The organism is Acidovorax sp. JHL-9, from assembly GCF_000426205.1.
Classification (GTDB): Bacteria; Pseudomonadota; Gammaproteobacteria; order Burkholderiales; family Burkholderiaceae_C; genus Acidovorax; species Acidovorax soli.
This window is the reverse complement of record NZ_KE384507.1, coordinates 154799-177758: the sequence shown is the minus strand read 5'-3', so window position 1 is coordinate 177758 and position 22960 is coordinate 154799. Positions and strand designations below refer to the sequence as shown.

The 22960-nt window shown below is 67.6% G+C and carries 19 protein-coding genes; 8 read left to right on the top strand and 11 right to left on the bottom strand.

What is annotated here, in order from left to right; genetic code table 11:
* Nucleotides 1-3: 3 nt before the first annotated feature.
* Nucleotides 4-1581 carry a glucose-6-phosphate isomerase gene (pgi, locus tag K225_RS0119955; protein WP_026437959.1) on the top strand — a complete coding sequence of 526 codons (1578 nt, stop codon included), beginning with the start codon at nt 4-6 and terminating at the stop codon, nt 1579-1581.
* 26 nt (nt 1582-1607) lie between these two features.
* On the opposite strand, the gene K225_RS0119950 is transcribed toward pgi, so the two are convergent.
* Entirely contained in the window at nt 1608-2537 is a 930-nt protein-coding gene (locus tag K225_RS0119950) for an SMP-30/gluconolactonase/LRE family protein (RefSeq protein ID WP_026437958.1), read from the bottom strand.
* A 99-nt stretch (nt 2538-2636) separates the two neighbouring features.
* Between K225_RS0119950 and edd the strand changes: the two genes are divergently transcribed.
* Nucleotides 2637-4406, top strand: a complete 1770-nt coding sequence (gene edd, locus K225_RS0119945; RefSeq protein WP_026437957.1) for a phosphogluconate dehydratase — start codon at nt 2637-2639, stop codon at nt 4404-4406.
* A gap of 49 nt (nt 4407-4455) precedes the next feature.
* The gene (gene eda, locus K225_RS0119940; protein ID WP_026437956.1) at nt 4456-5085 is read left to right on the top strand and encodes a bifunctional 4-hydroxy-2-oxoglutarate aldolase/2-dehydro-3-deoxy-phosphogluconate aldolase; all 630 of its coding nucleotides are present in this window, start codon (nt 4456-4458) and stop codon (nt 5083-5085) included.
* A 44-nt stretch (nt 5086-5129) separates the two neighbouring features.
* Here the strand turns inward: eda and K225_RS0119935 are convergent, their stop codons facing one another.
* Genes K225_RS0119935 through K225_RS0119915 form a run of 5 tightly spaced genes read right to left on the bottom strand, consistent with a single transcriptional unit; the run spans nt 5130 to nt 8855 of the window.
* Nucleotides 5130-6485, bottom strand: a complete 1356-nt coding sequence (locus K225_RS0119935; RefSeq protein ID WP_034713557.1) for an ATP-binding protein — start codon at nt 6483-6485, stop codon at nt 5130-5132.
* Entirely contained in the window at nt 6482-7147 is a 666-nt protein-coding gene (locus K225_RS0119930) for a response regulator (protein WP_026437954.1), read from the bottom strand. The genes K225_RS0119935 and K225_RS0119930 overlap by 4 nt, the downstream gene beginning before the upstream one ends.
* 15 nt (nt 7148-7162) lie before the next feature.
* Complete coding sequence (locus K225_RS0119925) at nt 7163-7930, bottom strand: cytochrome b/b6 domain-containing protein (RefSeq protein ID WP_026437953.1); 768 nt, start codon at nt 7928-7930, stop codon at nt 7163-7165.
* Between the two features lie 8 nt (nt 7931-7938).
* Entirely contained in the window at nt 7939-8409 is a 471-nt protein-coding gene (locus K225_RS0119920; protein WP_026437952.1) for a diheme cytochrome c, read from the bottom strand.
* Entirely contained in the window at nt 8406-8855 is a 450-nt protein-coding gene (locus tag K225_RS0119915; RefSeq protein ID WP_026437951.1) for a DUF1924 domain-containing protein, read from the bottom strand. The genes K225_RS0119920 and K225_RS0119915 overlap by 4 nt, the downstream gene beginning before the upstream one ends.
* Nucleotides 8856-9133: 278 nt before the next feature.
* On the opposite strand from K225_RS0119915, the gene K225_RS0119910 reads away from it, so the two are divergent.
* The gene (locus K225_RS0119910; RefSeq protein ID WP_026437950.1) at nt 9134-9466 is read left to right on the top strand and encodes a DUF805 domain-containing protein; all 333 of its coding nucleotides are present in this window, start codon (nt 9134-9136) and stop codon (nt 9464-9466) included.
* 83 nt (nt 9467-9549) lie between these two features.
* Here K225_RS0119910 and groL read toward each other — a convergent pair whose 3' ends face one another.
* Together groL and K225_RS0119900 are read right to left on the bottom strand one after the other, a co-directional pair.
* The gene (groL, locus tag K225_RS0119905; protein WP_026437949.1) at nt 9550-11202 is read right to left on the bottom strand and encodes a chaperonin GroEL; all 1653 of its coding nucleotides are present in this window, start codon (nt 11200-11202) and stop codon (nt 9550-9552) included.
* A gap of 175 nt (nt 11203-11377) precedes the next feature.
* Complete coding sequence (locus K225_RS0119900) at nt 11378-11668, bottom strand: co-chaperone GroES (protein ID WP_005799501.1); 291 nt, start codon at nt 11666-11668, stop codon at nt 11378-11380.
* A 577-nt stretch (nt 11669-12245) separates the two neighbouring features.
* On the opposite strand from K225_RS0119900, the gene K225_RS0119895 reads away from it, so the two are divergent.
* Both K225_RS0119895 and K225_RS0119890 read left to right on the top strand, forming a co-directional pair.
* Complete coding sequence (locus K225_RS0119895) at nt 12246-13754, top strand: AMP-binding protein (RefSeq protein ID WP_026437948.1); 1509 nt, start codon at nt 12246-12248, stop codon at nt 13752-13754.
* Nucleotides 13755-13821: 67 nt separating this feature from the next.
* The gene (locus K225_RS0119890; RefSeq protein ID WP_026437947.1) at nt 13822-14472 is read left to right on the top strand and encodes a DsbA family oxidoreductase; all 651 of its coding nucleotides are present in this window, start codon (nt 13822-13824) and stop codon (nt 14470-14472) included.
* Nucleotides 14473-14563: 91 nt separating this feature from the next.
* Here the strand turns inward: K225_RS0119890 and K225_RS0119885 are convergent, their stop codons facing one another.
* The 3 genes from K225_RS0119885 to cphA (K225_RS0119875) all read right to left on the bottom strand — a co-directional run bounded on the left by K225_RS0119885 (nt 14564) and on the right by cphA (K225_RS0119875) (nt 19930).
* A complete protein-coding gene (locus K225_RS0119885) occupies nt 14564-15007 on the bottom strand; it encodes a CreA family protein (RefSeq protein ID WP_238323296.1) in 444 nt (147 codons plus the stop codon).
* A gap of 53 nt (nt 15008-15060) precedes the next feature.
* Nucleotides 15061-17640 (bottom strand): cyanophycin synthetase, encoded by a 2580-nt coding sequence (gene cphA / locus K225_RS0119880; RefSeq protein ID WP_026437945.1) that lies wholly within the window; start codon nt 17638-17640, stop codon nt 15061-15063.
* A gap of 79 nt (nt 17641-17719) precedes the next feature.
* A complete protein-coding gene (gene cphA / locus K225_RS0119875) occupies nt 17720-19930 on the bottom strand; it encodes a cyanophycin synthetase (protein WP_026437944.1) in 2211 nt (736 codons plus the stop codon).
* Between the two features lie 190 nt (nt 19931-20120).
* Here cphA (K225_RS0119875) and K225_RS0119870 point away from each other — a divergent pair, with 190 nt between their 5' ends.
* Both K225_RS0119870 and K225_RS0119865 read left to right on the top strand, forming a co-directional pair.
* Nucleotides 20121-22433, top strand: coding sequence for an ABC transporter ATP-binding protein (locus K225_RS0119870; RefSeq protein ID WP_026437943.1), 2313 nt, complete (start codon nt 20121-20123; stop codon nt 22431-22433).
* Between the two features lie 18 nt (nt 22434-22451).
* Nucleotides 22452-22931 carry a DUF1854 domain-containing protein gene (locus K225_RS0119865; RefSeq protein WP_026437942.1) on the top strand — a complete coding sequence of 160 codons (480 nt, stop codon included), beginning with the start codon at nt 22452-22454 and terminating at the stop codon, nt 22929-22931.
* Nucleotides 22932-22960 lie beyond the last annotated feature (29 nt).

Below are 22960 nucleotides of genomic sequence, written 5' to 3'. Positions count from 1 at the left end.
TTGATGACCATGTTCCTTCGTTGCGACCAGTCTGCGCTGTGGCCCCAGTTGGCAGCCCACTATTCCTCCCACGGCCAGCACCTGGACATGCGCCAGGCGTTTGCGCAGGACGCCCAGCGGTTTGCCGCCTTCAGCCAGTCGGCCCCGCATGTGTTTGCCGACCTGTCCAAGAACCTGTGGGATCGCGACGCCGAAGCGCTGTTGCTGGGCCTGGCCCGCGATTGCGGCCTGGTGCAGCACCGCGATGCGATGTTTGCGGGCGAGGCCATCAACACCACCGAAAACCGCGCCGTGCTGCACACGCTGCTGCGCCGCCCTGCGGGCGTGGCCCTGCCCGGCGATGTGCCCGAAACCGCACAGCGCCTGGCCGACGTGCACCACACGCTCGATGCCATGCTGCACTACGCCGAGCAGGTGCGCAGCGATGTGGCCATCACCGACGTGGTGAACATCGGCATCGGCGGATCGGACCTGGGCCCGCACATGGCCGTGCGCGCGCTGGAAGAGTTCCGCATGCCGGGCAAGCGCTTTCACTTTGTCTCGAACGTGGACGGCCACGAGCTGCACCATGTGCTCCAAGGCCTGCGGCCCGAGAGCACGCTGTTCCTCGTGGCGTCCAAGACCTTCACCACGGCCGAGACCATGATGAATGCGCACTCGGCGCTCACTTGGTTTGCCGCCCAGGGCGGGCGCGACGTGGCGCGGCACTTTGCAGCGCTCACCACCAACATCGAGGCTGCGGGTGCGATGGGCATCACCACCACCTTCGGCTTCTGGGACTGGGTGGGCGGCCGCTACTCGCTGTGGTCGGCGATTGGCCTGCCCATTGCCATCGCGATTGGCGCGCAGGGTTTCCGTGACTTTCTTGCGGGCGCACATGCCATGGACGAGCATTTCCGCACCGCGCCGCTCGCGCAGAACCTGCCCGTGCGCCTGGGCCTGCTCGATGTCTGGTACCGCAACTTCCATGGCTTCACCAGCCGCTGCATCGCGCCCTACCATGCGGCGCTGGGGCGTTACTCGGCCTACCTGCAGCAGCTGGAGATGGAGAGCAACGGCAAGCGCGTGGCGCAGGACGGCAGCACGCTGGCCTGCATCACATCGCCCGTGCTGTGGGGCGAGCCCGGCACCAACGGCCAGCACGCGTTCTTCCAGATGCTGCACCAGGGCGCCGACGTGCTGCCGCTGGAGATCGTGGCCGTGCGCAAGGCCTCGCACCCGCTGCCGGGCCACCAGCAAAAGCTGCTGGCCAACGCGCTGGCGCAAACGCAGGCGCTGATGGTGGGCAAGGCCAGCGACGATGGTCACCGGCACTTTCCGGGAAACCGCCCCAGCACGCTCATGCTGCTTGAATCGCTCACCCCCACGTCGCTCGGCGCGCTGATTGCGCTGCAGGAGCACCGCGTGTTCGTGAGCGGCAGCCTGTGGGGCATCAACAGCTTTGACCAGTGGGGCGTGGAGCTGGGCAAGGTGCTGGCCAGGGACCTGGAAGCGCGCTGGGACAGCGGCGATGTTGCCGGGCTCGATGGATCGACGGCGGGCTTGCTGCAGAGGTTGTGCGCGGCCCCTGGGAGATCGTAAACAGGCTCTGAGGCTGGCGCGGGGATTCAGCGCTGGAAGAAGTTCACCGGCAGTCCCGCAACGCCCACCTCCACGCTGAACAGCGAGCCCGCAGGAGTCGCTGTCTTCTGCTCTTGAGCAGGCCTGCCTGCGCGCGCCGATGTGATGTACAGCGTGTGCAGGTCCTCCCCCCCAAAGCACACCATGGTCGGGCACTGCACCGGCACCGCGATGCGCTGCAAGACCGCGCCCGCTGGCGAGAGCTGCAGCACACAAGCCCCTTCATACATCGCTACCCAGTAATTCCCCTCCACATCCACCGCCGCGCCATCGGGCCGGCCGCCATAGGGCTGGCCTTCCACCTTGCGGTCAAACTGCACCCAGGGGCGACGGTGGGTGATTTCGCCTGTGACCACGTCAAAGTCGAACCGGTCAATGCGGTGCTCCGGCGTGTTGGACCAGTACAGCGTGCGGTTGTCGGGGCTGAAGGCCAGGCCGTTGGCGGTGAAGTTGTCGCCCGCCATGTGGCGCACGCTATAGCCCGTGGCGCTGGCCGGGTCGGCCTGCAGGCACCACAGCGCGGCATCGGGCGCGGTGCGGGGGGTGATGACCGAACCCGCCCAGAAGCGGCCTGCGGTGTCGCAGCGGCCGTCGTTCAGGCGCAGCACGGTGGTGTCGTGCTGCTCGGGTGGCAGCAGGGCCAGGCAGGTGAGGGCGGTGGGGTCTGCGCTGTCCTTCGCCGTATCCAGCAGATAGAAACCGTTTCGTAACCCGATTACCAGTCGGCCATCGGCCGCTGGCGCGCAGCAGCCGGGCTCGCTGGGCATGCGCCATTGCCGGTGGCGGCCGCTGGCAGGATGCCATGCGTGCACCGCTTGTCCCTGAATGTCACACCAGTAAAGGGATTTTTCCGTGGGGTGCCAGAAGGGGGATTCGCCCAGTTCGGAGGGCGGAAGGGGCAGGGTTTGCAGGGACATGGGTTGAAGTGGGGTGGTTATCGAGTTACATTGTAGGGCCTCATACAACGGGCCCTGGCGCAATGCACGGGGCCCAGCCCCCCACCGATGGAGACTGCCATGCATCCAGTTGTAGCGCGCGTGACCGAGCGCATTGTCCAGCGCAGCGCAGACACGCGCGGCGCCTACCTTGCCGGCGTTGACGCCATGATCGCCCGCAAGCCCGCACAAGACCGCATGGGCTGCGCCAACCTGGCCCACGCCTACGCGGCGCTGCCGGGCTCGGACAAGTTCAAGGTCACGGTCGAGAAAGCCCCCAACATCGGCATCGTCACGGCCTACAACGACATGCTCTCGGCCCACCAGCCCTACCAGGGCTACCCCGCCATCCTGCGCGACGAGGCCGCCCGGCTGGGGACCACGGTGCAAGTGGCGGGCGGCGTGCCCGCCATGTGCGACGGTGTGACGCAGGGCACGCCCGGCATGGAGCTGTCGCTGTTCTCCCGCGATGCCATTGCCATGGCCACTGCGGTAGCGCTGTCCCACGATGTGTTCGACGGCGCGCTGCTGCTGGGCGTGTGCGACAAGATCGTGCCGGGCCTGCTGATCGGTGCGCTGCACTACGGGCACCTGCCCTGCGTGTTCGTGCCCGCAGGCCCCATGGGCACGGGCCTGTCGAACAAGGACAAATCCAAGGTGCGCGAGCAGTACGCGCAAGGCCTGGTGGGGCGCGATGAGCTGCTCCAGGCCGAGTCGGCCGCCTACCACAGCCCCGGCACCTGCACTTTCTATGGCACGGCCAACAGCAACCAGATGCTGCTCGAAGCCATGGGCCTGCATGTGCCGGGCGCGGCGTTCGAGTCGCCCGGCACCGAGGCGCGCGAGGCCTTTACGCGCCAGGCGCTGCGCACGGTGCTCGACATCGGCAAGCGCGGCAAGCGCTTCACGCCCATCGGCAAGCTCGTGGACGAGCGCTGCATCGTCAACGCCATGGTGGCCTTGCTGGCCACGGGCGGCTCTACCAACCACCTGATCCACTGGGTGGCGATTGCGCGCAGCGCGGGCATCCTGATCGACTGGACGGACTTTGACGAGCTCTCGTCGGTGGTGCCGCTGCTGGCCCGCGTGTACCCCAATGGCGATGCCGATGTGAACCAGTTCCAGGCCGCGGGCGGCCCGCCCTGGATCCTGCGCGAGCTGCTGGCGGGCGGCCTGATGCACCCCGACGTGATGAGCGTGAACGCAGGCGGCATTGCCGATGGCGGCAAGAGCGCACCCGCCGTGTCGGGCGACACCTCGGTGTTGCGGCCCGTGAGCGAGCCCTTTTCGCCCACAGGTGGCCTGCGCCTGCTGCAAGGCCGCCTGGGCCGCGCGGTGATCAAGGTATCGGCCGTGCCCGAAGACCGCCATATCGTCCAAGCCCCAGCCCGCGTGTTCGATTCGCAGGAAGCGCTGCTCGCCGCCTTCAGCGCGGGCGAGGTGAACCAGGACATGGTGGCCGTGGTGCGCTTCCAGGGCCCGCAGGCCAATGGCATGCCCGAGCTGCACAAGCTCACGCCCCCGCTGGCCGTGCTGCAGAACCAGGGCTTCCAGGTGGCACTGGTGACTGACGGGCGCATGAGCGGCGCCTCCGGCAAGGTGCCCGCCGCCATCCACGTCACGCCCGAGGCGCTGGCCGGCGGCCCGCTGGCCAAGGTGCGCGACGGCGACATCGTGCGGGTGGATGCGGTGGCCGGCACGCTCGATGTGCTGGTGGACGACGCCGAGTGGGCCGCACGTGCCCCGGCGCCCTTCAACGCCCCATCACCCATCGGCTTTGGCCGCGAACTCTTCACCAACTTTCGCCGCCATGCTGGCGGTGCCGAACAAGGAGCCTGCACATGGCTGTAGTAGGCCGCTTGCGGCATCCGACACCGAAAACACCAAGGAGCACACACTCATGAATCCTCTTGACATCGCCAGCCACGGCCCCGTCATTCCCGTCATCGTGATCGACCGCGTGGAAGACGCGCTGCCCCTGGCCGAGGCCCTGCTGGCCGGTGGCGTGAAGGTGCTGGAGGTGACGCTGCGCACCGCTGCCGGCCTGCCCGCCATCGAAACCATCGCCCGCCATCTGCCCGAGGCCGTGGTGGGTGTGGGCACGGTACTCAACGCCGATGACGCCCGCCGCGCGAGCGAGGCCGGTGCCCGTTTTGCCGTGAGCCCTGGCTACACGTCGGAAGTGGGCAGCGCCTGCAAGGGCCTGAACCTGCCGCTGCTGCCCGGCGTGGCCACGGCCAGCGAAGTCATGGCCGCGCTGGCCGACGGGTTCTCCTTCCTCAAGCTGTTCCCGGCCGAGGCCGTGGGCGGTATCCCGCTGCTCAAGGCCTGGGCCAGCCCGTTTGGCCCGGTGGGCTTTTGCCCCACGGGCGGCATTACCTCCATCACCGCCCCCCGTTACCTGGCGCTGCCCAATGTGCGCTGCGTGGGCGGCTCGTGGCTCACGCCCGTCGACGCGGTGCGCGCGGGCGACTGGGCGCGCATCACGCAGCTGGCGCGTGATGCGCAGGGCCTGCGCGCGGTCTCCTGAGTTTCGATGCAGTGCAGACCTGCCCGTCGGGTGCGACGGCGGTTCTACCAGTGCACCGTGACGCGCAAGCCGCCCAGCGCCGGGCTGCGGTCGGTGCTTACCTGCAAATGGTGCAGGCGCGCGATGCGGCGGATGATGGACCAGCCCAGGCCGCTGCCGCTCTGGCCGGTGCCCAGCACCCGGAAAAACCGCTCGCCCAGGCGCGCCTGCTCTTCGGGCCTGAGGCCCGGGCCGCTGTCTTCCACGCTCAGCTGCGCCTGGCCATCGGCCTGGGTGGACACCTGCAATCGCACTTCGGCGCCCTGCGGGCTGTAGCGCAAGGCGTTGTCCAGCAGGTTGCGCAGCAGCACGCGGGCCAGGGGCTCGGGCAGCGGGATGCGCGTGGTGGGCGCCAGGGGGTCGGGCAGCACGATGCGCTGCTGCCGGCGCTCTGCCGTGGCCTGCAGGTCGGCGACCACCTGGTGCGCCACATCGGCCAGCGGTGTGCTGCTGCCGCTGGCGGGTGCGGGTTCGGCATCGAGCCGGGCCAGCTGCAGCAGTTGCTCCACCAGCCTTGTGGCCCGGTCGCAGCCCTGCACCGTGGCCTCCAGCGCCGTGGCGCGCTCCTGGGTGTCGGTGGCGCCTTGCGCCACCTGGGCCTGCATGCGGATGCCGGCAATGGGCGTGCGCAGTTCATGCGCCGCGTCGGCGGTGAATTGCTGCTCGGTGGCCAGCAGCCGGGCCATGCGCTCGAACAGGTCGTTGAGCGCCGTGACCAGGGGCAGCACCTCGGGCGGTACGCCTTCGGTGGACAGAGGGGCCAGCGACTGCGGCTGGCGCGCAGCGACGGCCTGCCCGAGCCGGCCCAGCGGCCGCACCGAGCCGCGTACTGCCCACCAGATGCCCAGCGCCAGCAGGGGCAGGGCCCAGGCCAGGGGCTTGAGGATGCTGGTCAGGCTGGCCAGCACGATCTCGCGGCGCACCGACTGCAGCTCGCCCACGAGGATCTGCACATCACTCTTGCGTCCCTGCGTGACGAACACGCGCCAGGCCTTGCCATCCACCTGGCTGTCGGCAAAGCCGCGCTTGCGCCGCCCGGTCAGCGGATCCTGTGGTGCATTGGCCGAGCGGGCCAGCAACTGGTCTTCGTGCCACAGCTGGAATACCACGCGCGGCTGGTATTTGTGCAGCTCGGGTGCTTCGTTCAGGCGGTCTTCGTCGAGTTCATCGAGCGGCTGCAGGCGCAGCAGGGCGGCGGTCTGGGCCAGATGGGCATCGAGCAGGTCGCTGACTTCCTCGTTGGTTTCGTGCCAGGCCAGCGTTGCGGCCACGCTCCAGGCCAGCAGCACGAGGGCCAGCACCGTGGCCAGCAGCCGGGTCTGCAGCGAGCGGGGTGTGCGCGGGGCGGCGGCGCTGCTCATGCGGTTTCGCGTGCAATGCGGTAGCCCACGCCGCGCACGGTCTCGATCAGGGCCGCGCCCAGCTTGCGCCGCAGGTGGTAAATGTGTACTTCCACTGCGTTGCTGTTGATCTCGCTGCCCCATTGGTACAGGCGCTGCTCCAGCTGCTCGCGGCTGAGCACGCGCCCGGCGTTCAGCAGCAGCGCGTGCAGCAGGTCGTATTCGCGGTTCGATAGCTCCACGGCTTGTCCATCCGCCATCACCTGGTGGGCGGCCGGGTCCAGCACCACGTTGCCAGCGGCCAGCCGGGTTTCGCTCTGGCCATGGGCGCGCCGCACCAGGGCGCGCAGGCGGGCGGCCAGCTCGTGCAGGTCGATGGGCTTGATGAGGTAGTCGTCAGCGCCCGCGTCCAGCCCGGCAATGCGCGCAGGCACGGCGTCGCGGGCGGTGAGCACCAGCACCGGCGTGGTGTTGTGGCGCGCGCGCACCTGGCGCAGCACGTCCATGCCGTCCTGGCGCGGCAGGCCCAGGTCGAGCACGGCAGCCTGGTAGGCGCCGGTGGCCAGCTCGCGCTCGGCCGCCACGCCATCGCGCACCCAGTCCACCTGGAAGCCGTTTTGCGCCAGGCCGGCGCGGATGCCCGAGCCCAGCAGTTCGTCGTCTTCGGCCAGCAGGATGCGCATGGAAGGGGCTTTCAGTCAGTCGTCGTCATGGTGCCGATTCTCGCTCCAGCGCGTGGCATCGGTGGCGGGCGGCTGGGGCGCCTGGTTCCACTGCCAGGCCCAGAAGGCCAGCACGCCGGCCAGGACGAGCGCGGCGATCCCGCCGTGGTTGCTTTTCGCCAGATCGGGCCCGGGGCCTGGCACACGGCCCGTCAGCATGGGCAGCGCCTGGTTCTTGCGGCGCAGCACGCTCAGGAGCGCGATCAGGCCGATATGCGCCAGCACCACGAACAGCAGGGTGTTGCCGAAGAACTCGTGCACTTCCTCCAGCCATTCGCCGCCCCATTCGTCCCACACGGCATAGCCGCTGAGGGTGAGCGGCACCACCAGCGCCAGGATCAGCGCCACGACCAGCGCCATCAGCAGGTTCTGCCCCGGGCGCCAGGTGGCCTGCAGCGCACCGGGCGAGCGCACGGCCGCCAGGGACTTCAACCATGCCGGCACGCCCTGCAGCTTGCGCCACAGCACCGACAGCCGGGCCTGGCGCGGCCCGAACAGGCCCCACAGCAGGCGTGCCACGACCAGCCCCGCCAGCGTGTAGCCCAGCGTGACATGCACCAGGCGCCAGCGCTCACCGTCGGCGGTGACATAGGCCGCCGTGAAGCTCAGCGCCATCAGCCAGTGCAGCATGCGCGTGGTGGCATCGACCACGCGGCGGGTGGAGGGCCGGGGCGTCTGCGCCGGGGCCGTGGATGGCGCCGACGCGGTGGAGGACGATGGGGTGGAAAGGGTTTCGGAAGTCATGGCGGTTCTCACTTCGGAATGCGGACGCGGTCGTCGTCAAAGTCGCCCTGGTCGGCGCGGGTGTGGCAGGCCATGCAGTTGGCGCGGCTGCCCACGGTGGCGCGCTTCCAGACGGCGGGTTCCACCTCCCGGTGCTTGCGCTCGAACCAGGCGGATTGGGTGATGCGGTCTTGCGGCGGGGCCTCGCGCACGCGCTTGGTGGTGCCGGCATGGGCCTGCAGCCAGGTGCTGATCTGGCCCACCATGGCAGGGTCGAGCGAAGCGTCGGTGCCGTAGTGCTGGTCCAGCCCCTTCATCATGCGGCTCCACGCGCTGGCCGGCAGCATGCCGGGCGGGTAGGCCATGTGGCAGGCGGCGCACTCCTGCCGGTAGGCCGGCAGCATGGCGCTGGCGGGCATCTCGCGGCTGTCGGCCCAGGCAGCGGGCAGGGCGCAGGCGAGGGCCAGCAGGGCGACCGATTGGCGAGCGGTGCGGTTCATGGCTTGTCCTTGGCGGCCTGGGGTGAGGTTTTGCCATCGAGCTGCAGCAGCCAGGCCAGCACATCGGCTTTCTCGACGGGCGTGCACTCGCGGCTCAGCACGTCCTTGCAGTTGCGGCGAAACCATTTGTCCACCTTGGCTGTGTCGGTGAAGCGTTCGGGGTTGAACGCGGGCGCCAGCGGGGCGATGGTCTTGCCGGTGCTGGCGTGGCGGGTGGGCGTGGTCGGCGGGTTGCCGTGGCACGAGGCGCACGACCACTCGCCGCCATGGCGGCTGTTGAAGAACACGCGGCCGCGCTCGGCACTGACGGGTTTGCCGGAGACATCGCTCCAGCGCTGCATCTGCGAGGCGGCGGTGGTGTCGGCGGCGTGGGCCGGCGCCAAGGCGAAGGCCAGCGCCAGCAGCGCGGCCATGCGCACGGGAGAGGTGGTGTGTGGGGTGTTCATGCCGCCATGGTGCAAGGCGGGCATGAAGAATGGCTTAAGACACCAGAACAGGGTGTACGCCAGTTCTTTAATTTTTATCAAAAGAGCCCATAGCGCTTTTTGGTCAAGCGCTGGCAGCTATTCAAAAAGTAGCGCCCTTGAACTGAGCGATGGATGCTGTCGCAGTGCCCCGGCCGCTGAGTTCCTTGCGCACACGCCTGTCGCACTGTCCTCCTATCATGTCCGGGGGCATTCGCCCGCATTGAATCAACATTCCAGCAGGAGAGAGGGCGTTCACCATGGATTTTGTTCAGGCAATCCAGTCGTGTCTGGGGCAGTACGCTACTTTTTCGGGTCGTGCTTCACGGTCCGAATACTGGTGGTTTTTTCTGTTCCAGGTGATCGTGATGATCGTTGCCAGCCTGCTGGGCGACATGGTTTACGCGCTGGCCTCGCTGGCGCTGCTGTTGCCGGCCTTGGCCGTGGGCACGCGCCGCCTGCACGACATTGGCCGCACGGGCTGGTGGCAGCTGCTGTTGCTGAGCGGCATCGGCTTTCTGGTGCTGCTGTACTGGTGGGTGCAGCCTGGTGAGGCATCGTCCAACACCTACGGCGAGCCCTTCTCCGCATGACATGAAAAAGCCCGCAGGCCGTAAGACCTGCGGGCTTTTGGATGGGGCTGCGCAGCCAGGGCGGCTGCGCAGGGGCCAGGCAATTACATGCCCATGCCGCCCATGCCACCCATGCCACCCATGTCGGGCATGCCGCCGCCGGCAGCGGCTTCTTCCTTCGGAGCCTCGGCCACCATGGCTTCGGTCGTCAGCAGCAGCGATGCCACGGAAGCGGCGTTCTGCAGGGCCGTGCGGGTGACCTTCGTGGGGTCCAGAATGCCCAGTTCGAGCATGTCGCCGTACGTGTCGTTCGAGGCGTTGAAGCCGTAGTTGCCCTTGCCGGCCAACACAGCGTTCACCACCACCGAGGCTTCGCCGCCGGCGTTGTTCACGATTTCGCGCAGGGGCGCTTCGATGGCCTTCAGCACCAGCTTGATACCGGCTTCCTGGTCGGCGTTGTCGCCCTTGACCGAGTCACCCACGGCTTGCTTGGCACGCAGCAGGGCCACGCCACCACCGGCCACAACGCCTTCTTCCACAGCCGCACGGGTCGCGTGCAGTGCGTCTTCCACGCGGGCCTTCTTTTCCTTCATTTCGACTTCGGTGGCAGCGCCCACCTTGATCACTGCCACACCGCCGGCCAGCTTGGCCACGCGCTCTTGCAGCTTTTCGCGGTCGTAGTCGGACGTGGCTTCTTCGATCTGCACGCGCACTTGCTTGACGCGGGCTTCGATGTCAGCGGCAGCGCCGGAGCCGTCGATGATGATGGTGTTTTCCTTGCCCACTTCGATGCGCTTGGCCTGGCCCAGATCGGCCAGGGTCACCTTTTCCAGGGTCAGGCCCACTTCTTCAGCGATGACCTTGCCGCCCGTCAGGATGGCGATGTCTTCCAGCATGGCCTTGCGGCGGTCGCCGAAGCCAGGTGCCTTCACAGCCACGACCTTCAGGATGCCGCGGATGGTGTTCACGACCAAGGTCGCCAGGGCTTCGCCTTCGACTTCTTCGGCAATGATCAGCAGCGGACGGCCGGCCTTGGCCACTTGCTCCAGCGTGGGCAGCAGGTCGCGGATGTTGCTGATCTTCTTGTCGAACAGCAGCACGAAGGGGTTGTCCAGAATCGCGGATTGCTTTTCGGGGTTGTTGATGAAGTAGGGCGACAGGTAGCCGCGGTCAAACTGCATGCCTTCCACGACGTCCAGTTCGGAGTCGAGCGACTTGCCGTCTTCCACGGTGATCACGCCTTCCTTGCCGACCTTGTCCATGGCGTCAGCGATCAGCTTGCCGATGGTTTCGTCGGAGTTGGCCGAGATCGAACCGACCTGGGCGATTTCCTTGGAAGTCGTGGTGGGCTTGGAAGCCTTCTTCAGTTCCACGACCAGGGCGGCGACAGCCTTGTCGATACCGCGCTTCAGATCCATGGGGTTGATGCCGGCGGCCACGTACTTGAAGCCTTCGCGCACGATGGCTTGCGCCAGCACGGTGGCGGTGGTGGTGCCGTCACCGGCGTTGTCGCTGGTCTTGGAAGCCACTTCCTTCACGAGCTGGGCGCCCATGTTCTGCAGCTTGTCCTTGAGTTCGATTTCCTTGGCCACGGACACACCGTCCTTGGTCACGGTGGGGGCGCCGAACGAGCGCTCCAGCACCACGTTGCGGCCCTTGGGGCCCAGGGTCACCTTGACCGCGTTGGCCAGGATGTTCACGCCTTCAACCATGCGTGCGCGGGCTTCGCCGCCGAAAACTACGTCTTTTGCTGCCATGTTTGGCTCCTAGAGAAATCTAAAAATTCGAGAAACAGATGACTGTGTCGAGAAAAGAATTGCGTAGCGAGCGGCTCACAGGCTAGGCGGACGGAGCGCAGGAACCGGAACGTACTGCCTGTACGTGAGGATTCCGGGCACCGCCCAACGACGCATGTGGGCCGCGCAGTAGCAATTACTTCTCGACAACGGCGAACAGGTCGTCTTCCTTCATGACCAGCAGCTCGTCGCCCTTGACCTTCACGGTCTGGCCCGAGTACTTGCCGAACAGGACGCGGTCACCGACCTTCACGTTCAGGGCGATCAGCTCGCCCTTGTCGTTCTTCTTGCCGGGGCCGACGGCCAGCACTTCACCTTGATCGGGCTTTTCAGCGGCGTTGTCGGGGATCACGATGCCGGAGGCGGTCGTGGTTTCGCTTTCGATACGCTTGACGATCACGCGATCGTGCAGGGGGCGAAGGTTCATTGCATTGCTCCTGTTGATTGACAATAAAAAGCCGGATGAGAAGGCGCCCGCACTGCGGACGCCGCCAAACTTCCTCGTGACAAGCACCTTGTTAGCACTCGTTTGAGGCGAGTGCTAATGATAGGGGCATTTGTGGCCGTTTCAAGACGCCCCCTGGCGGATGGGGGATTTTGGGGGAGGGAGGGTGCAGCGGCAGGCGGTCACTTTGCAGGGGTTGCGCCGACCCGATGGGGTCTCGTCGCCTGTTCACTGTCTCTGGTGGGAATGGACTGCTATTGAAAGAGTAGCTTTTGATGCAATACCAGAAAGCGCTGAACCCCATTAATCCAGTCAACTGTAACGCGGTCGTGGCGAGGGCGCCGTCTCCAGTGCCCAGCCTGTTCACCGCCGCTTCCAGGAGCTGGCCGGCGTCCAGCGTTGCGGCTTTCGGCTGCATCTGCAGCAGGTACTGCGTTTGCATCCGAGGCCGCACCGGGGGGGTGCGGGTTTCTCCGCGGGGCGCGGCGTGCGTGCCGCAGGCGCCGTCGCCTACAGTGCCGCATGGCCTTCCGCATGTTTTTGTGATCGAACGTACCCCATGAACCTTGCCCATTTGCTCCACCGCAGCGCCCAGCGCTACCCCGATCAACCTGCCGTGCTGCACGGCGACCAGGTGGTGCTGAGCTACGGCGCCCTGGGTGCCCGCGCGGCGGCCCTGGCGGCCTGGCTGCGTACGCAGTGCGGTGTGGAGCCGGGCGACCGCGTGGCCATCTACGCCGCCAACTGCCCGGAGTACCTGGAGGCGCTGCATGCCATTGTGTGGGCGGGCGCGGTGTCGGTGCCGGTCAACTACAAGCTGCATGCCAAAGAGCTGGCGCATGTGCTGGCCGATTCGGGTGCGCGCGTGGTGCTGGCATCGCAGGCGCTCGCTGCCGCCGTGCGCGAAGCTGGGGCATCGGATGCCGGCCTGCTGGTGCTGGGCTCGGATGCCTATGCCGCTGCCGTGCGGCATGCGCCCATGGAGGTTTGCGACCGCGCGCCGCACGATGTCGCCTCGCTGTTCTACACCTCGGGCACCACCGGCCGCCCCAAGGGCGTGATGCAGACGCATCGCAACCTGCTGGCCATGACGGCCTGCTATTTCACCGACGTGGACGACATCGCCCCGGGCGACGCCATGGTGTATGCCGCGCCCATGTCGCATGGCGCAGGGCTCTACAACTACGCCCAGGTGCTGCGCGGCGCACGCCATGTGGTGCCCGTGTCGGGCGGTTTCGAGCCCGCCGAGCTGGTGCAGCTGGCCGCCTCGGTGGGCCAGCTCACGCTGTTTGCCGCGCCCACCATGGTGCACCGGCTGGTCGAGCATGTGCGGGCCACGGGCGCGGAGGTGGCGGGCTTCAAGACCATCGTGTACGGCGGCGGCCCCATGTATGCCGACGACCTGCGCGCCGCGCTGGCCACCCTGGGCAACCGCTTCGTGCAGATCTACGGCCAAGGCGAAAGTCCCATGACCATCACCGCGCTCGCGCGCGCGCAGCTGGCCGACCGCCACCACCCGCGCTGGGCCGAGCGCATGGCCTCGGTCGGCGTGGCGCAGTCCCTGGTGGAGGTGCGCGTGGTCGATGCGGCCGGCCAGCCTGTGCCCGCAGGCGAGACCGGCGAGGTGGTGGTGCGCGGCGAAACCGTGATGCCCGGCTACTGGAACAACCCCCAGGCCACGGCCCAGACACTGCGCGATGGCTGGCTTTGCACCGGCGACATGGGGTGCCTGGACGGCGACGGTTTTCTCACCCTCAAGGACCGCTCCAAGGACGTGATCATCTCGGGCGGCTCCAACATCTACCCGCGCGAGGTCGAAGAAGTGCTGCTGCTGCACCCGCAGGTGCGCGAGGTGGCCGTGGTGGGGCAGCCGGATGCGGAGTGGGGCGAGGTGCCCGTGGCCTTTGTGGTGGGCAATGAGGGCGTGACCCCCGATGCGCTGGACGCGCTGTGCCTGGCGCACATCGCGCGCTTCAAGCGCCCTCGGCTCTACCGTTTCGTGTCCGCCTTGCCCAAGAACAGCTATGGCAAGGTGCCCAAGACGGCGCTGCGGGAGATGCTGGGTTAAAAGCCCGGCCTGCAAAGGCCAATGCGTGGGCCTACCATCGTGGCCTGCACTTTTCTGCGAGCCCGCCATGACCACCACCACCCTCAAGATCGATTTCGTCTCCGATGTCTCCTGCCCCTGGTGCATCATCGGCCTCAAGGCGCTGGAGCAGGCAGCGGATCGGCTCAAGGACGAAGTCGCGCTCGACCTGCATTTCCAGCCCTTCGAGCTGAACCCGCAGATGGTGCCCGGGGGCCAGGACATTGGCGAGCACCTGCAAGAGAAGTACGGCGCCACACCGGAACAGAGCCAGAAGAACCGCGAAGCCATTGCCGCCCGTGGGGCAGCGCTGGGCTTTACCTTCAGCATGGACAAGCGCAGCCGCATCTACAACACCTTCGATGCGCACCGCCTGCTGCACTGGGCCGAAGAAAAGGGCCTGCAAGCCCCGCTCAAGCACGCGTTGTTCGCGGCCTATTTCACCGATGGACAAGACCCGAGCAGCCATGAGGTGCTGGTGCGCGTGGCGGGCGAGGTGGGGCTGGATGGCGACGAGGCGCGGGCGCTGCTGGCGTCTGACCGCTATGCCGATGCGGTGCGCGAGCGTGAGCAGTTCTACCAGCAGCACGGCATCCACTCGGTGCCGGCGATCATCATCAACGAGCGCCACCTGATCTCGGGCGGGCAGCCGGTGGAGGTGTTCGAACAGGCGCTGCGGCAGATTGCGGCGCAGGGTTGATGGGAGGATTGGCTATTTAATCAATAGCTATTGGCGCTTGTTGATCAAGCGCTAGAGGCTTTCTCATGAGCGGTGGCGTGGGGCCGCCGATTCATTTGCGCAGCGGTATGGGCGTGGCGCGGTCCACCGGAACGGCGGTGACGCTGTTCTGCGGCGAACCGTCGATCAGCTTTTCCGAATAGGTCAGGTAGACCAGCGTGTTGCGCGCCGGGTCCACCATGCGCACGATGCGCAGGCGCTTGAACAGGATGGACATGCGCTCGCTGAACACCTCTTCCTGCTTCCTGAGCGGCTGGGGGATGCGGATGGCCCCCACCTGGCGGCAGGCGATCGAGGCTTCGGCGCGGTCTTCGGCCAGGCCCAGCGTGCCCTTGACGCCCCCGATGCGGGCGCGCGAAACATAGCAGGTCACGCCCTGCACGCCAGGGTCGTCGTAGGCTTCCACGATGATGTCGTGGTCGCGGCCAATCCATTGGAAGGCCGTGTCCACCGTGCCGATCCTTTCGCCCGATGCCGCCAACGCGGCGCAGGGCATAAGGGCACTGGCCAACAGCCCTGCCGCTGCCAAGGCCCGGCAGCGGATGTTCATCATGCTGCCACCCCGGCTTCGGCGCAGCGCCGGGCCAGGTGGGCGAGGGCTTCTTCCACCTGGTCCACCAGCACCAGGCACAGGTCGCCCGGTTGCAGGCGATCGAGGGCGGCGTCGATGGCGATGAACTCGCCGCGGATTTCCTCGACATGCTGGGTGCGCACGGCGCCGGCCAGGCCTTCGCGCAGCAGGGCCATCACTTCGCCGTCGCCGCGGCCCCGCTGGGCGGCGTCCTGGTAGAGGATCACGTCGTCAAAGGCGGCGCCCAGGATCACGGTCTGCTCGCGGATGTCCTCGTCGCGGCGGTCGCCGGCGCCGCTGATCACCACGCTGCGGCGCTTGGCGGGCAGGGCCTCGACGGCCTGCACCAGGGCGCGCATGGCGTCGGGGTTGTGGCCGTAGTCGGCGATCACCGTGGCACCCTTGAAATCCATGACGTTGAAGCGGCCCGGAGCGTTGTCGCTGTCGTTCACAAAGCCCGAGAGGCCGCGGCGGATGGTCTGCCAGGGCAGGCCGGCGCCCCAGGCGGCGGCCACCGAGGCCATGACGTTCTCGACCTGGAAGCCGATCTTGCCGTTGCGCGTGATGGGCACGTCGCGCAGGTGGATGGTTTCGCGCCACGAGCCTTCAGCGGCCACGATCGAATCGCCATCCACGTACACGGTGCGGTGGCCCTGGGCGCGGTGCGTGGCCATCACGGGGTGGTGGCGGTCTGCGGCGAAATAGATGATCTTGCCGGGGCAGGACGAGGCCATGGCGGCCACGATGGGGTCGGTGGCATTGAGCACGGCATAGCCGGTGGTGGCCACGTTCTGCACGATCACGCGCTTGAGCACTGCCAGGTCTTCCACCGTGGTGATGTAGTTCAGCCCCAGGTGGTCGCCCGCACCGATGTTGGTGACCACGGCCACCTGGCAGCGGTCGAAGCCCAGGCCTTCGCGCAGGATGCCGCCACGCGCGGTTTCGAACACGGCGGCGTCCACTTCGGGGTGCAGCAGCACGTTGCGGGCGCTCTTGGGGCCGCTGCAGTCGCCGCTGTCGATCTGGCGGCCGTTCACGTACACACCGTCGGTGTTGGTCATGCCCACGCGCAGGCCCTGGGCGGTGAACAGGTGGGCAATCAGGCGCGCCGTGGTGGTCTTGCCGTTGGTGCCGGTCACGGCCACGGTGGGAATGCGGCCGTCGTCGCCATGGGCGTAGAGGCGGTCCACCATGGCCTGGCCGACATTGCGCGGCTTGCCGTAGCTGGGCGCCAGGTGCATGCGCAGGCCGGGGGCGGCATTCACTTCGACGAAGCCGCCGCCCTGCTCTTCGAGGGGGCGCAGCACGGTCTCGGCGACCATGTCCACACCGCAGATGTGCAGGCCCACCATCTGGGCGGCGGCTACGGCGCGCGCGGCCACGGCAGGGTGCACGTCGTCGGTGACATCGGTGGCGGTGCCGCCGGTCGACAGGTTGGCGTTGTTGCGCAGGATGACGCGCTGGCCCTTGGGTGGAACGGAGTCGGGCGTCAGGTTCTGCATGGCCAGGCGGGCCACGGCGATGTCATCGAGACGGATCTTGGTGAGCGAGGTGGCGTGGCCTTCGCCACGGCGCGGATCCTGGTTCACGATGTGCACCAGCTCGCGCACGGTGCGTTCGCCATCGCCCAGCACCTGCGGGGGCTCGCGCCGGGCGGCGGCCACGAGCTGGTCGCCCACCACCAGCAGGCGGAAATCGTGGCCAGGCAAAAAGCGCTCGACCATCACGGTGCCGTAGTCGGCTGCGTTGCGGTAGGCCTCTTCGAGCTGGGCCCGATCGGTGATGTTGACCGTGACGCCCTTGCCCTGGTTGCCGTCCTGCGGCTTGACCACCACGGGCAGACCCACCTTGAGCGCGACTTCCCAGGCTTCCTCGACGGTGTCCACCGGCTGGCCCAGCGGCACCGGTACGCCGGCCGCGTGCAGCAGGCGTTTGGTGAGGTCCTTGTCCTGGCCGATGGATTCGGCCACGGCGCTGGTGGAGTCGATCTCGGCGGCCTGGATGCGGCGCTGCTTCGAACCCCAGCCAAACTGCACCAGGCTGCCGCGCGTGAGGCGCCGGTAGGGGATGCCGCGGGCCACGGCAGCATCGACGATGGCGCCGGTGCTGGGGCCCAGGCGTTCGTCTTCATCGAGCTCGCGCAGATTGGCAATAGTTGCTTCGGCATCGAATTCGCCCTGGCCCAGCGCGGCATTGATGAGGCGCTGGGCGTCCTCAAACGCCTGCCGGCCCACGGCTTCCTCGCTGTATTCGACAACCACCTGGTACACACCGGCATCGGTGGTGGCGGTGGTGCGGGCAAAGGTCACCGGGCAGCCGGCCTGGGCCTGCAGGGCCAGCGCCGCCGTCTGCAGCACATGGGCGAGCGAGACATCGCCGCTGCCGCCTTCGGGGTGCAGCATGCCGATGGCCGGAAACAGGGCCCGCAGCCGGGCTTCGAAACCGTCCATGCGGGCGATGGAGCGTTCGGATTCGGCGCAGGCCACCACGGCCTCGATGGCCATGTGGCGGCTCCAGAGGTTGGGGCCACGCAGGGCCCGGGTGCGGGATACATCCATGGAAGTGTCTTTCTGTGGTCCATCAGGGCTGGCTGGCCCCTGTCAGGTCGAGGGCGATGGAATCAACAACGGGTGGGCATCAGGTGGGCAGGGTGCTCACGGGCGGCAGCTCGGGCTCGAACGTCTTGATGCCGGCGCCGATGAGGTCGGGGGCAATGTCCAGCGCCCAGGCAGCGCCGATCGCGGCCAGCAGGGCATCGGTGTCGGGCACGATGGCGTTGCGCCCGAACGTGAGCTCGGACAGCGTGCCCAGCACATGTTCTGCGCTGCCGGTGGCCAGCACCACGTGCTGGTTGCGCAGCACGACGGCGCGCCCCTGGTTGCGGGCGCGGTGCTCCACGATGGCGGGCAGGCTGGCGTCCTGTGCATACAGCACCACATCGCCGTCGCACAGCGGGGCCAGGTCGGCCACCTGCGGATCGGCGGCGTTGAGCACGGCCGCGCCCCCCTCCAGCACCACGTCCACCTGCGTGCGCAGTACCTTGGTCATCTGCTCGCGGTTCTGGATGTCGAATTCGGCCAGCGTTTCCGCGCCCTCCATGTCGGTGACCACGCCCACCTGGCAGCGGTCGTAGGCCAGCCCGTCACGCAGGATGGTGCGGGCGTCGTTTTCGATCACGGCGGCCTGCACCATCTGGTTCATCAGCAGGCGGTGGGCCGCTTCCCAGTGGGCGCAGTCGGCCGCTTCCACGCAGCGGCGGTCCAGGAAGAGGCCGTCGCGGCAGGCCAGGCCGGTGTGCCGTCCGCTCAGGTGCAGCAGCCAGGCCACCAGGCGCGCGATGGTGGCGGTGCCCCGCGTGCCGGCCACACCCACCACCGGGATGCGTCCCACGGTGTCTTCGTCTTCGTGTTCTTCGGCGGGGAACAGATGCTCGACGATGGCCTGGCCCACAGGGCGGGGGGTGCCCACGGCGGGCTTGAGGTGCATGAGCAGGCCGGGGCCGGCGTTCACTTCCACAATGGCGCCGCCCTGTTCGTGCAGGGGGCGGGAGATGTCTTGCGCCACCATGTCGATGCCGGCGATGTCCAGGCCCACCACCTTGGCGGCCAACTGGGCGATGTAGGCCACTTCCGGGTGCACCTCGTCGGTGCAGTCCACGGCCACGTTGCCGTTGCGCTGGATCACCACCTGCCGTCCGGCGGCGGGCACCGCATCAGCGCTGAGGTCCTGGCGCTTGAGTTCCAGCTGCACCTTGGCGTCGGTCGCCACATCGATGATTTCGAGCGGGTACTCTTCTTCGTGGCCCCGGCGGGGGTCGGAATTGAGCTGGCTGTCGATCAGCTCGGTCACCGTGGACCGGCCATTGCCCGTGATGCTGACCACCTCGCCGCGCGCGGCGGCCACCAGCTTGCCACCCACCACCAGCAGGCGGTGTTCGTCGCCGGGAATGAAGCGCTCGACCATCACGTCGCTGCCCTCGGGGTAGGCCACATGGTAGGCCGCCGCGATGTCTTCCTGCTTGCGCAGGTCCAGCGTGACGCCGCGGCCATGGTTGCCGTCGGAGGGCTTGACGACCACGGGCAGGCCGATGTCCTCGGCGGCTTCCCAGGCCTCTGCGGGGCTGTTGACCACCTGGCCGTCCGGGATGGGTACGCCGCAGGCCTTGAGCAGGCTCTTGGTGAGATCCTTGTCGCTGGCGATGCCTTCGGCGATGGCGCTGGTGAATTCGCTCTCTGCCGTCCAGATGCGCCGCTGGCGGGCGCCGTAGCCCAGTTGCACCAGGTTGCCGTCGTTCAGGCGGATGTGGGGAATGCCGCGGTCCGTGCCTGCCGTCACGATGCAGGCCGTGCTGGGGCCCAGGTAGCGGTCATCGACCTCGGTGCGCAGCCGCGCCACGGCGGCCCGTACGTCAAAGGGTTCATCGTTGATGGCGGCCATCAGCAGGCGGTGCCCCTGGGCCAGCGCCACGCGGGCCACCTGTTCGTCGCGTGCCCGGAACACCATGCGGTAGACACCGCGCACCGACGTGCTGCGGGTCTGGCCGAAACCCGTGGGCATGCCCGACAGGTTGAGCAGCTCGATGACCACATGCTCCAGCACATGGCCGCACCAGGTGCCCTCCTGCAGGCGTTGCAGGAAACCGCCGCGCTCGCCCACGCCGCAGTGGTGTTCCTCCAGCGCGGGCAACCAGGCCGTGAGGCGGTCATTGAGCCCGGGGAGGGTGTTGGAGGGGTGGTCTTCCAGTACACCCAGGTCCAGCCAGACCTCCAGTGCCGGCCGGTAGGTCCAGATGTTGGGGCCGCGCAGGTAGTTGATGCGCAGGAGTTGGATATCGTCGATTTTTGCCATGTTTCGGAGCGGTTCAGGGGCACCGGGCGGGCCGGACAGGGAATGCAATTGTGCGCCCGGTTGGACGCCCGTTTTGCCGATCAAGGGGAGGAGGCGGTGCAGTTTGCGCTGGCACGCCGGGTTTCGGTCAAAATTCCAGCTCCTGCAACGCTTGTGGCTGTGTGTCGCCGACTGCAGAGAACCCAAACCTATGCAACATCACCATTCTGTGGACGCCTCCGGTGTCTTTTCTGGCCCCCAGGGGGCCGATTTGCGGGCCATGCTCGCTCCCCAAGAGAACGTGCTGGCCGCGTTACAGGTTGACCTGAGTGTCGAATTGCGCTTTGCCGCCGGCTGGGTGGTGGTGACTTCGGAGCGCATTCTGGCCTGCGACCCCGGCACTGCCGCCTGGCGTGCCTGGCCGCTGTCGAGCGGGTTGGCGCTGCGCATGCAGGACCACGGCGGGGTCGGCACACTGGAGCTGCAGGCCCCGGATGCGCGGCTGGCCCTCTGGCGCTTTACCCTGGCGCACCATCCCCAGGCCCTGCGCCTGGTGCAGCGCTTCGAGCAGGCGACGGCCCGCAGCCTGGCTTCGGGTGCGGCGCAGGACGAGGCCGATGAGCCCACCTGTCCGCAGTGCCACACCCCGCTGCCTCCCGACACCGAAGAATGCCCGGCCTGCGCGCGCGCCCAGCCCCCGCAGACTTCCACCTGGGTGCTGCTGCGGCTGTGGCGCTTCGCGCGGCCCTACCGCAAGCAGCTGGCGACGGGTTTTGCGCTCACGCTGGCTTCCACGGCGGCCACGCTGGTGCCGCCCTACCTCACCATCCCGCTGATGGACGACATCCTGATCCCGTTCCAGAACGGCCAGCAGATCGAGCCCGGCCTGGTGCTGCTCTACCTGGGCGGCCTGCTGCTGTCGGCCCTGGCCGCCTGGGGGCTGTCGTGGGCGCGCACCTACATCCTGGCGCTGGTGTCCGAGCGCATCGGCGCCGACCTGCGCACCACCACCTACGAGCACCTCTTGCGCCTGTCGCTCGACTACTTTGGCGGCAAGCGCACGGGCGACCTGATGGCGCGCATTGGCTCCGAAACCGACCGCATCAACGTCTTCCTGTCGCTGCACGCGCTCGATTTCATCACCGATGTGCTGATGATCTGCATGACGGCGGCCATCCTGTTTTCCATCAACCCCTGGCTGGCGCTGGTCACGCTGGTGCCGCTGCCCTTCATCGGCTGGATGATCCACACCGTGCGCGACCGCCTGCGCACGGGTTTCGAAAAAATCGACCGTGTGTGGAGCGAGGTGACCAACGTGCTGGCCGACACCATCCCCGGCATCCGCGTGGTGAAGGCCTTTGCCCAGGAAAAGCGCGAAGCCCAGCGGTTTCGCGACGCCAACCAGCACAACCTGGAAGTGAACGACAAGCTCAACAAGACCTGGAGCCTGTTCACGCCCACGGTGTCGCTGCTCACCGAAATCGGCCTGCTGGTGGTCTGGGCGTTCGGCATCTGGCTGGTGTCGCGCAACCAGATCACCGTGGGTGTGCTCACGGCCTTCATCGCCTACATCGGGCGCTTTTATGGGCGGCTCGATTCCATGAGCCGCATTGTCTCGGTCACACAGAAGGCCGCTGCGGGTGCCAAGCGCATCTTTGACATCCTGGACCATGTCAGCAATGTGCCCGACCCCGTCCAGCCGGTGAAACTGGCCCGCGTCGAAGGCGCCATCCAGATGCGCAACGTGGGCTTTCGCTACGGCAGCCGCGCCGTCATCAAGCACCTGGATCTGGACATCCGCCCCGGCGAGATGATCGGGCTGGTGGGGCACAGCGGCTCGGGCAAGAGCACGCTGGTGAACCTGATCAACCGCTTCTATGACGTGAGCGATGGCTCCATCCAGGTCGATGGGGTGGATATCCGCCGCTTCGCCGTGGCCGATTACCGCCGCCACATCGGCCTGGTGCTGCAGGAACCCTTCCTGTTTTTCGGCACGATTGCCGAGAACATTGCCTATGGCAAGCCCGATGCCTCGCGCGCGGAGATCGTGGCGGCCGCCCGCGCCGCCCATGCGCACGAGTTCATCCTGCGCCTGCCGCATGGCTACGACTCGCTGGTGGGCGAGCGCGGCCAGGGCCTGTCGGGCGGCGAGCGCCAGCGCATCAGCATTGCCCGCGCGTTGCTGATCGACCCGCGCATCCTGATCCTGGACGAAGCCACCTCGGCCGTCGATACTGAGACGGAAAAGGAAATCCAGAAGGCGCTCGACAACCTGGTGCAGGGCCGTACCACCATTGCCATTGCCCACCGCCTGTCCACCCTGCGCAAGGCCGACCGCCTGGTGGTCATGGACCGCGGCGAGGTGGTCGAGGTCGGGCCGCACGATGAACTCATGGAAAAGCAGGGCGCCTACTGGCGCCTGTACGAAGCCCAGGCCCGCCGCGCCGAAGAAGACGCCCAGGCCGCTGGCGTCATCATCGACAGCGGCCTGCTGCACCCGGCGCACCCCGCCGGCAATTCTTGAACCGGCCGGAAGCTGACCATGACGACATCCATTGTTCCGCTGCAACTGCACCGCAATTCCCATGGCCGCCTGGTTCTGACCCAGCCGGACGGCACCGTCCACGAGGGCGTGACGCCCGTGCGCGCGTTTCCGATCGCGGCGCCGTCCGAAGGCCTTTCGCTCGTTGGCCCGGATGGCCATGAACTGGTCTGGCTGGACCGGCTCGATCAGCTGCCCGAGGCGGCACGCCACCTGGTCGATGAAGAACTGGCCGTGCGCGAGTTTGTGCCCACTATCCACCAGATCGTTTCTGTTTCGAGTTTCTCCACGCCCAGCACCTGGACCGTCGAGACCGACAAGGGCCCGGCCCAGTTCGTGCTGAAGGCCGAAGAAGACATCCGCCGCCTGGGCGGACGCACGCGCCTGCTGATTGCCGCGGGCGATGGCATGCAGTTTCGGGTACCGGACACCACGGTGCTGGACCGGCCGTCCCGGCGTCTGCTGGAGCGCTTTCTGTAAAAGGCCGGCGCAAGCGGGCGGGGGCGGCA

What these genes read in the sequence shown, in the direction of transcription:
- cphA (WP_026437944.1), bottom strand. Translation starts at nt 19,930, where the DNA reads ATGGCAAAAATCGACGATATCCAACTCCTGCGCATCAACTACCTGCGC.
- K225_RS0119935 (WP_034713557.1), bottom strand. Translation starts at nt 6,485, where the DNA reads ATGAGCAGCGCCGCCGCCCCGCGCACACCCCGCTCGCTGCAGACCCGG.
- K225_RS0119925 (WP_026437953.1), bottom strand. Translation starts at nt 7,930, where the DNA reads ATGACTTCCGAAACCCTTTCCACCCCATCGTCCTCCACCGCGTCGGCG.
- K225_RS0119895 (WP_026437948.1), top strand. Translation starts at nt 12,246, where the DNA reads ATGAACCTTGCCCATTTGCTCCACCGCAGCGCCCAGCGCTACCCCGAT.
- K225_RS0119915 (WP_026437951.1), bottom strand. Translation starts at nt 8,855, where the DNA reads ATGAACACCCCACACACCACCTCTCCCGTGCGCATGGCCGCGCTGCTG.
- K225_RS0119930 (WP_026437954.1), bottom strand. Translation starts at nt 7,147, where the DNA reads ATGCGCATCCTGCTGGCCGAAGACGACGAACTGCTGGGCTCGGGCATC.
- K225_RS0119890 (WP_026437947.1), top strand. Translation starts at nt 13,822, where the DNA reads ATGACCACCACCACCCTCAAGATCGATTTCGTCTCCGATGTCTCCTGC.
- pgi (WP_026437959.1), top strand. Translation starts at nt 4, where the DNA reads ATGACCATGTTCCTTCGTTGCGACCAGTCTGCGCTGTGGCCCCAGTTG.
- K225_RS0119870 (WP_026437943.1), top strand. Translation starts at nt 20,121, where the DNA reads ATGCAACATCACCATTCTGTGGACGCCTCCGGTGTCTTTTCTGGCCCC.
- K225_RS0119920 (WP_026437952.1), bottom strand. Translation starts at nt 8,409, where the DNA reads ATGAACCGCACCGCTCGCCAATCGGTCGCCCTGCTGGCCCTCGCCTGC.
- groL (WP_026437949.1), bottom strand. Translation starts at nt 11,202, where the DNA reads ATGGCAGCAAAAGACGTAGTTTTCGGCGGCGAAGCCCGCGCACGCATG.
- cphA (WP_026437945.1), bottom strand. Translation starts at nt 17,640, where the DNA reads ATGGATGTATCCCGCACCCGGGCCCTGCGTGGCCCCAACCTCTGGAGC.
- eda (WP_026437956.1), top strand. Translation starts at nt 4,456, where the DNA reads ATGAATCCTCTTGACATCGCCAGCCACGGCCCCGTCATTCCCGTCATC.
- K225_RS0119950 (WP_026437958.1), bottom strand. Translation starts at nt 2,537, where the DNA reads ATGTCCCTGCAAACCCTGCCCCTTCCGCCCTCCGAACTGGGCGAATCC.
- K225_RS0119900 (WP_005799501.1), bottom strand. Translation starts at nt 11,668, where the DNA reads ATGAACCTTCGCCCCCTGCACGATCGCGTGATCGTCAAGCGTATCGAA.
- edd (WP_026437957.1), top strand. Translation starts at nt 2,637, where the DNA reads ATGCATCCAGTTGTAGCGCGCGTGACCGAGCGCATTGTCCAGCGCAGC.
- K225_RS0119910 (WP_026437950.1), top strand. Translation starts at nt 9,134, where the DNA reads ATGGATTTTGTTCAGGCAATCCAGTCGTGTCTGGGGCAGTACGCTACT.
- K225_RS0119865 (WP_026437942.1), top strand. Translation starts at nt 22,452, where the DNA reads ATGACGACATCCATTGTTCCGCTGCAACTGCACCGCAATTCCCATGGC.
- K225_RS0119885 (WP_238323296.1), bottom strand. Translation starts at nt 15,007, where the DNA reads ATGCCCTGCGCCGCGTTGGCGGCATCGGGCGAAAGGATCGGCACGGTG.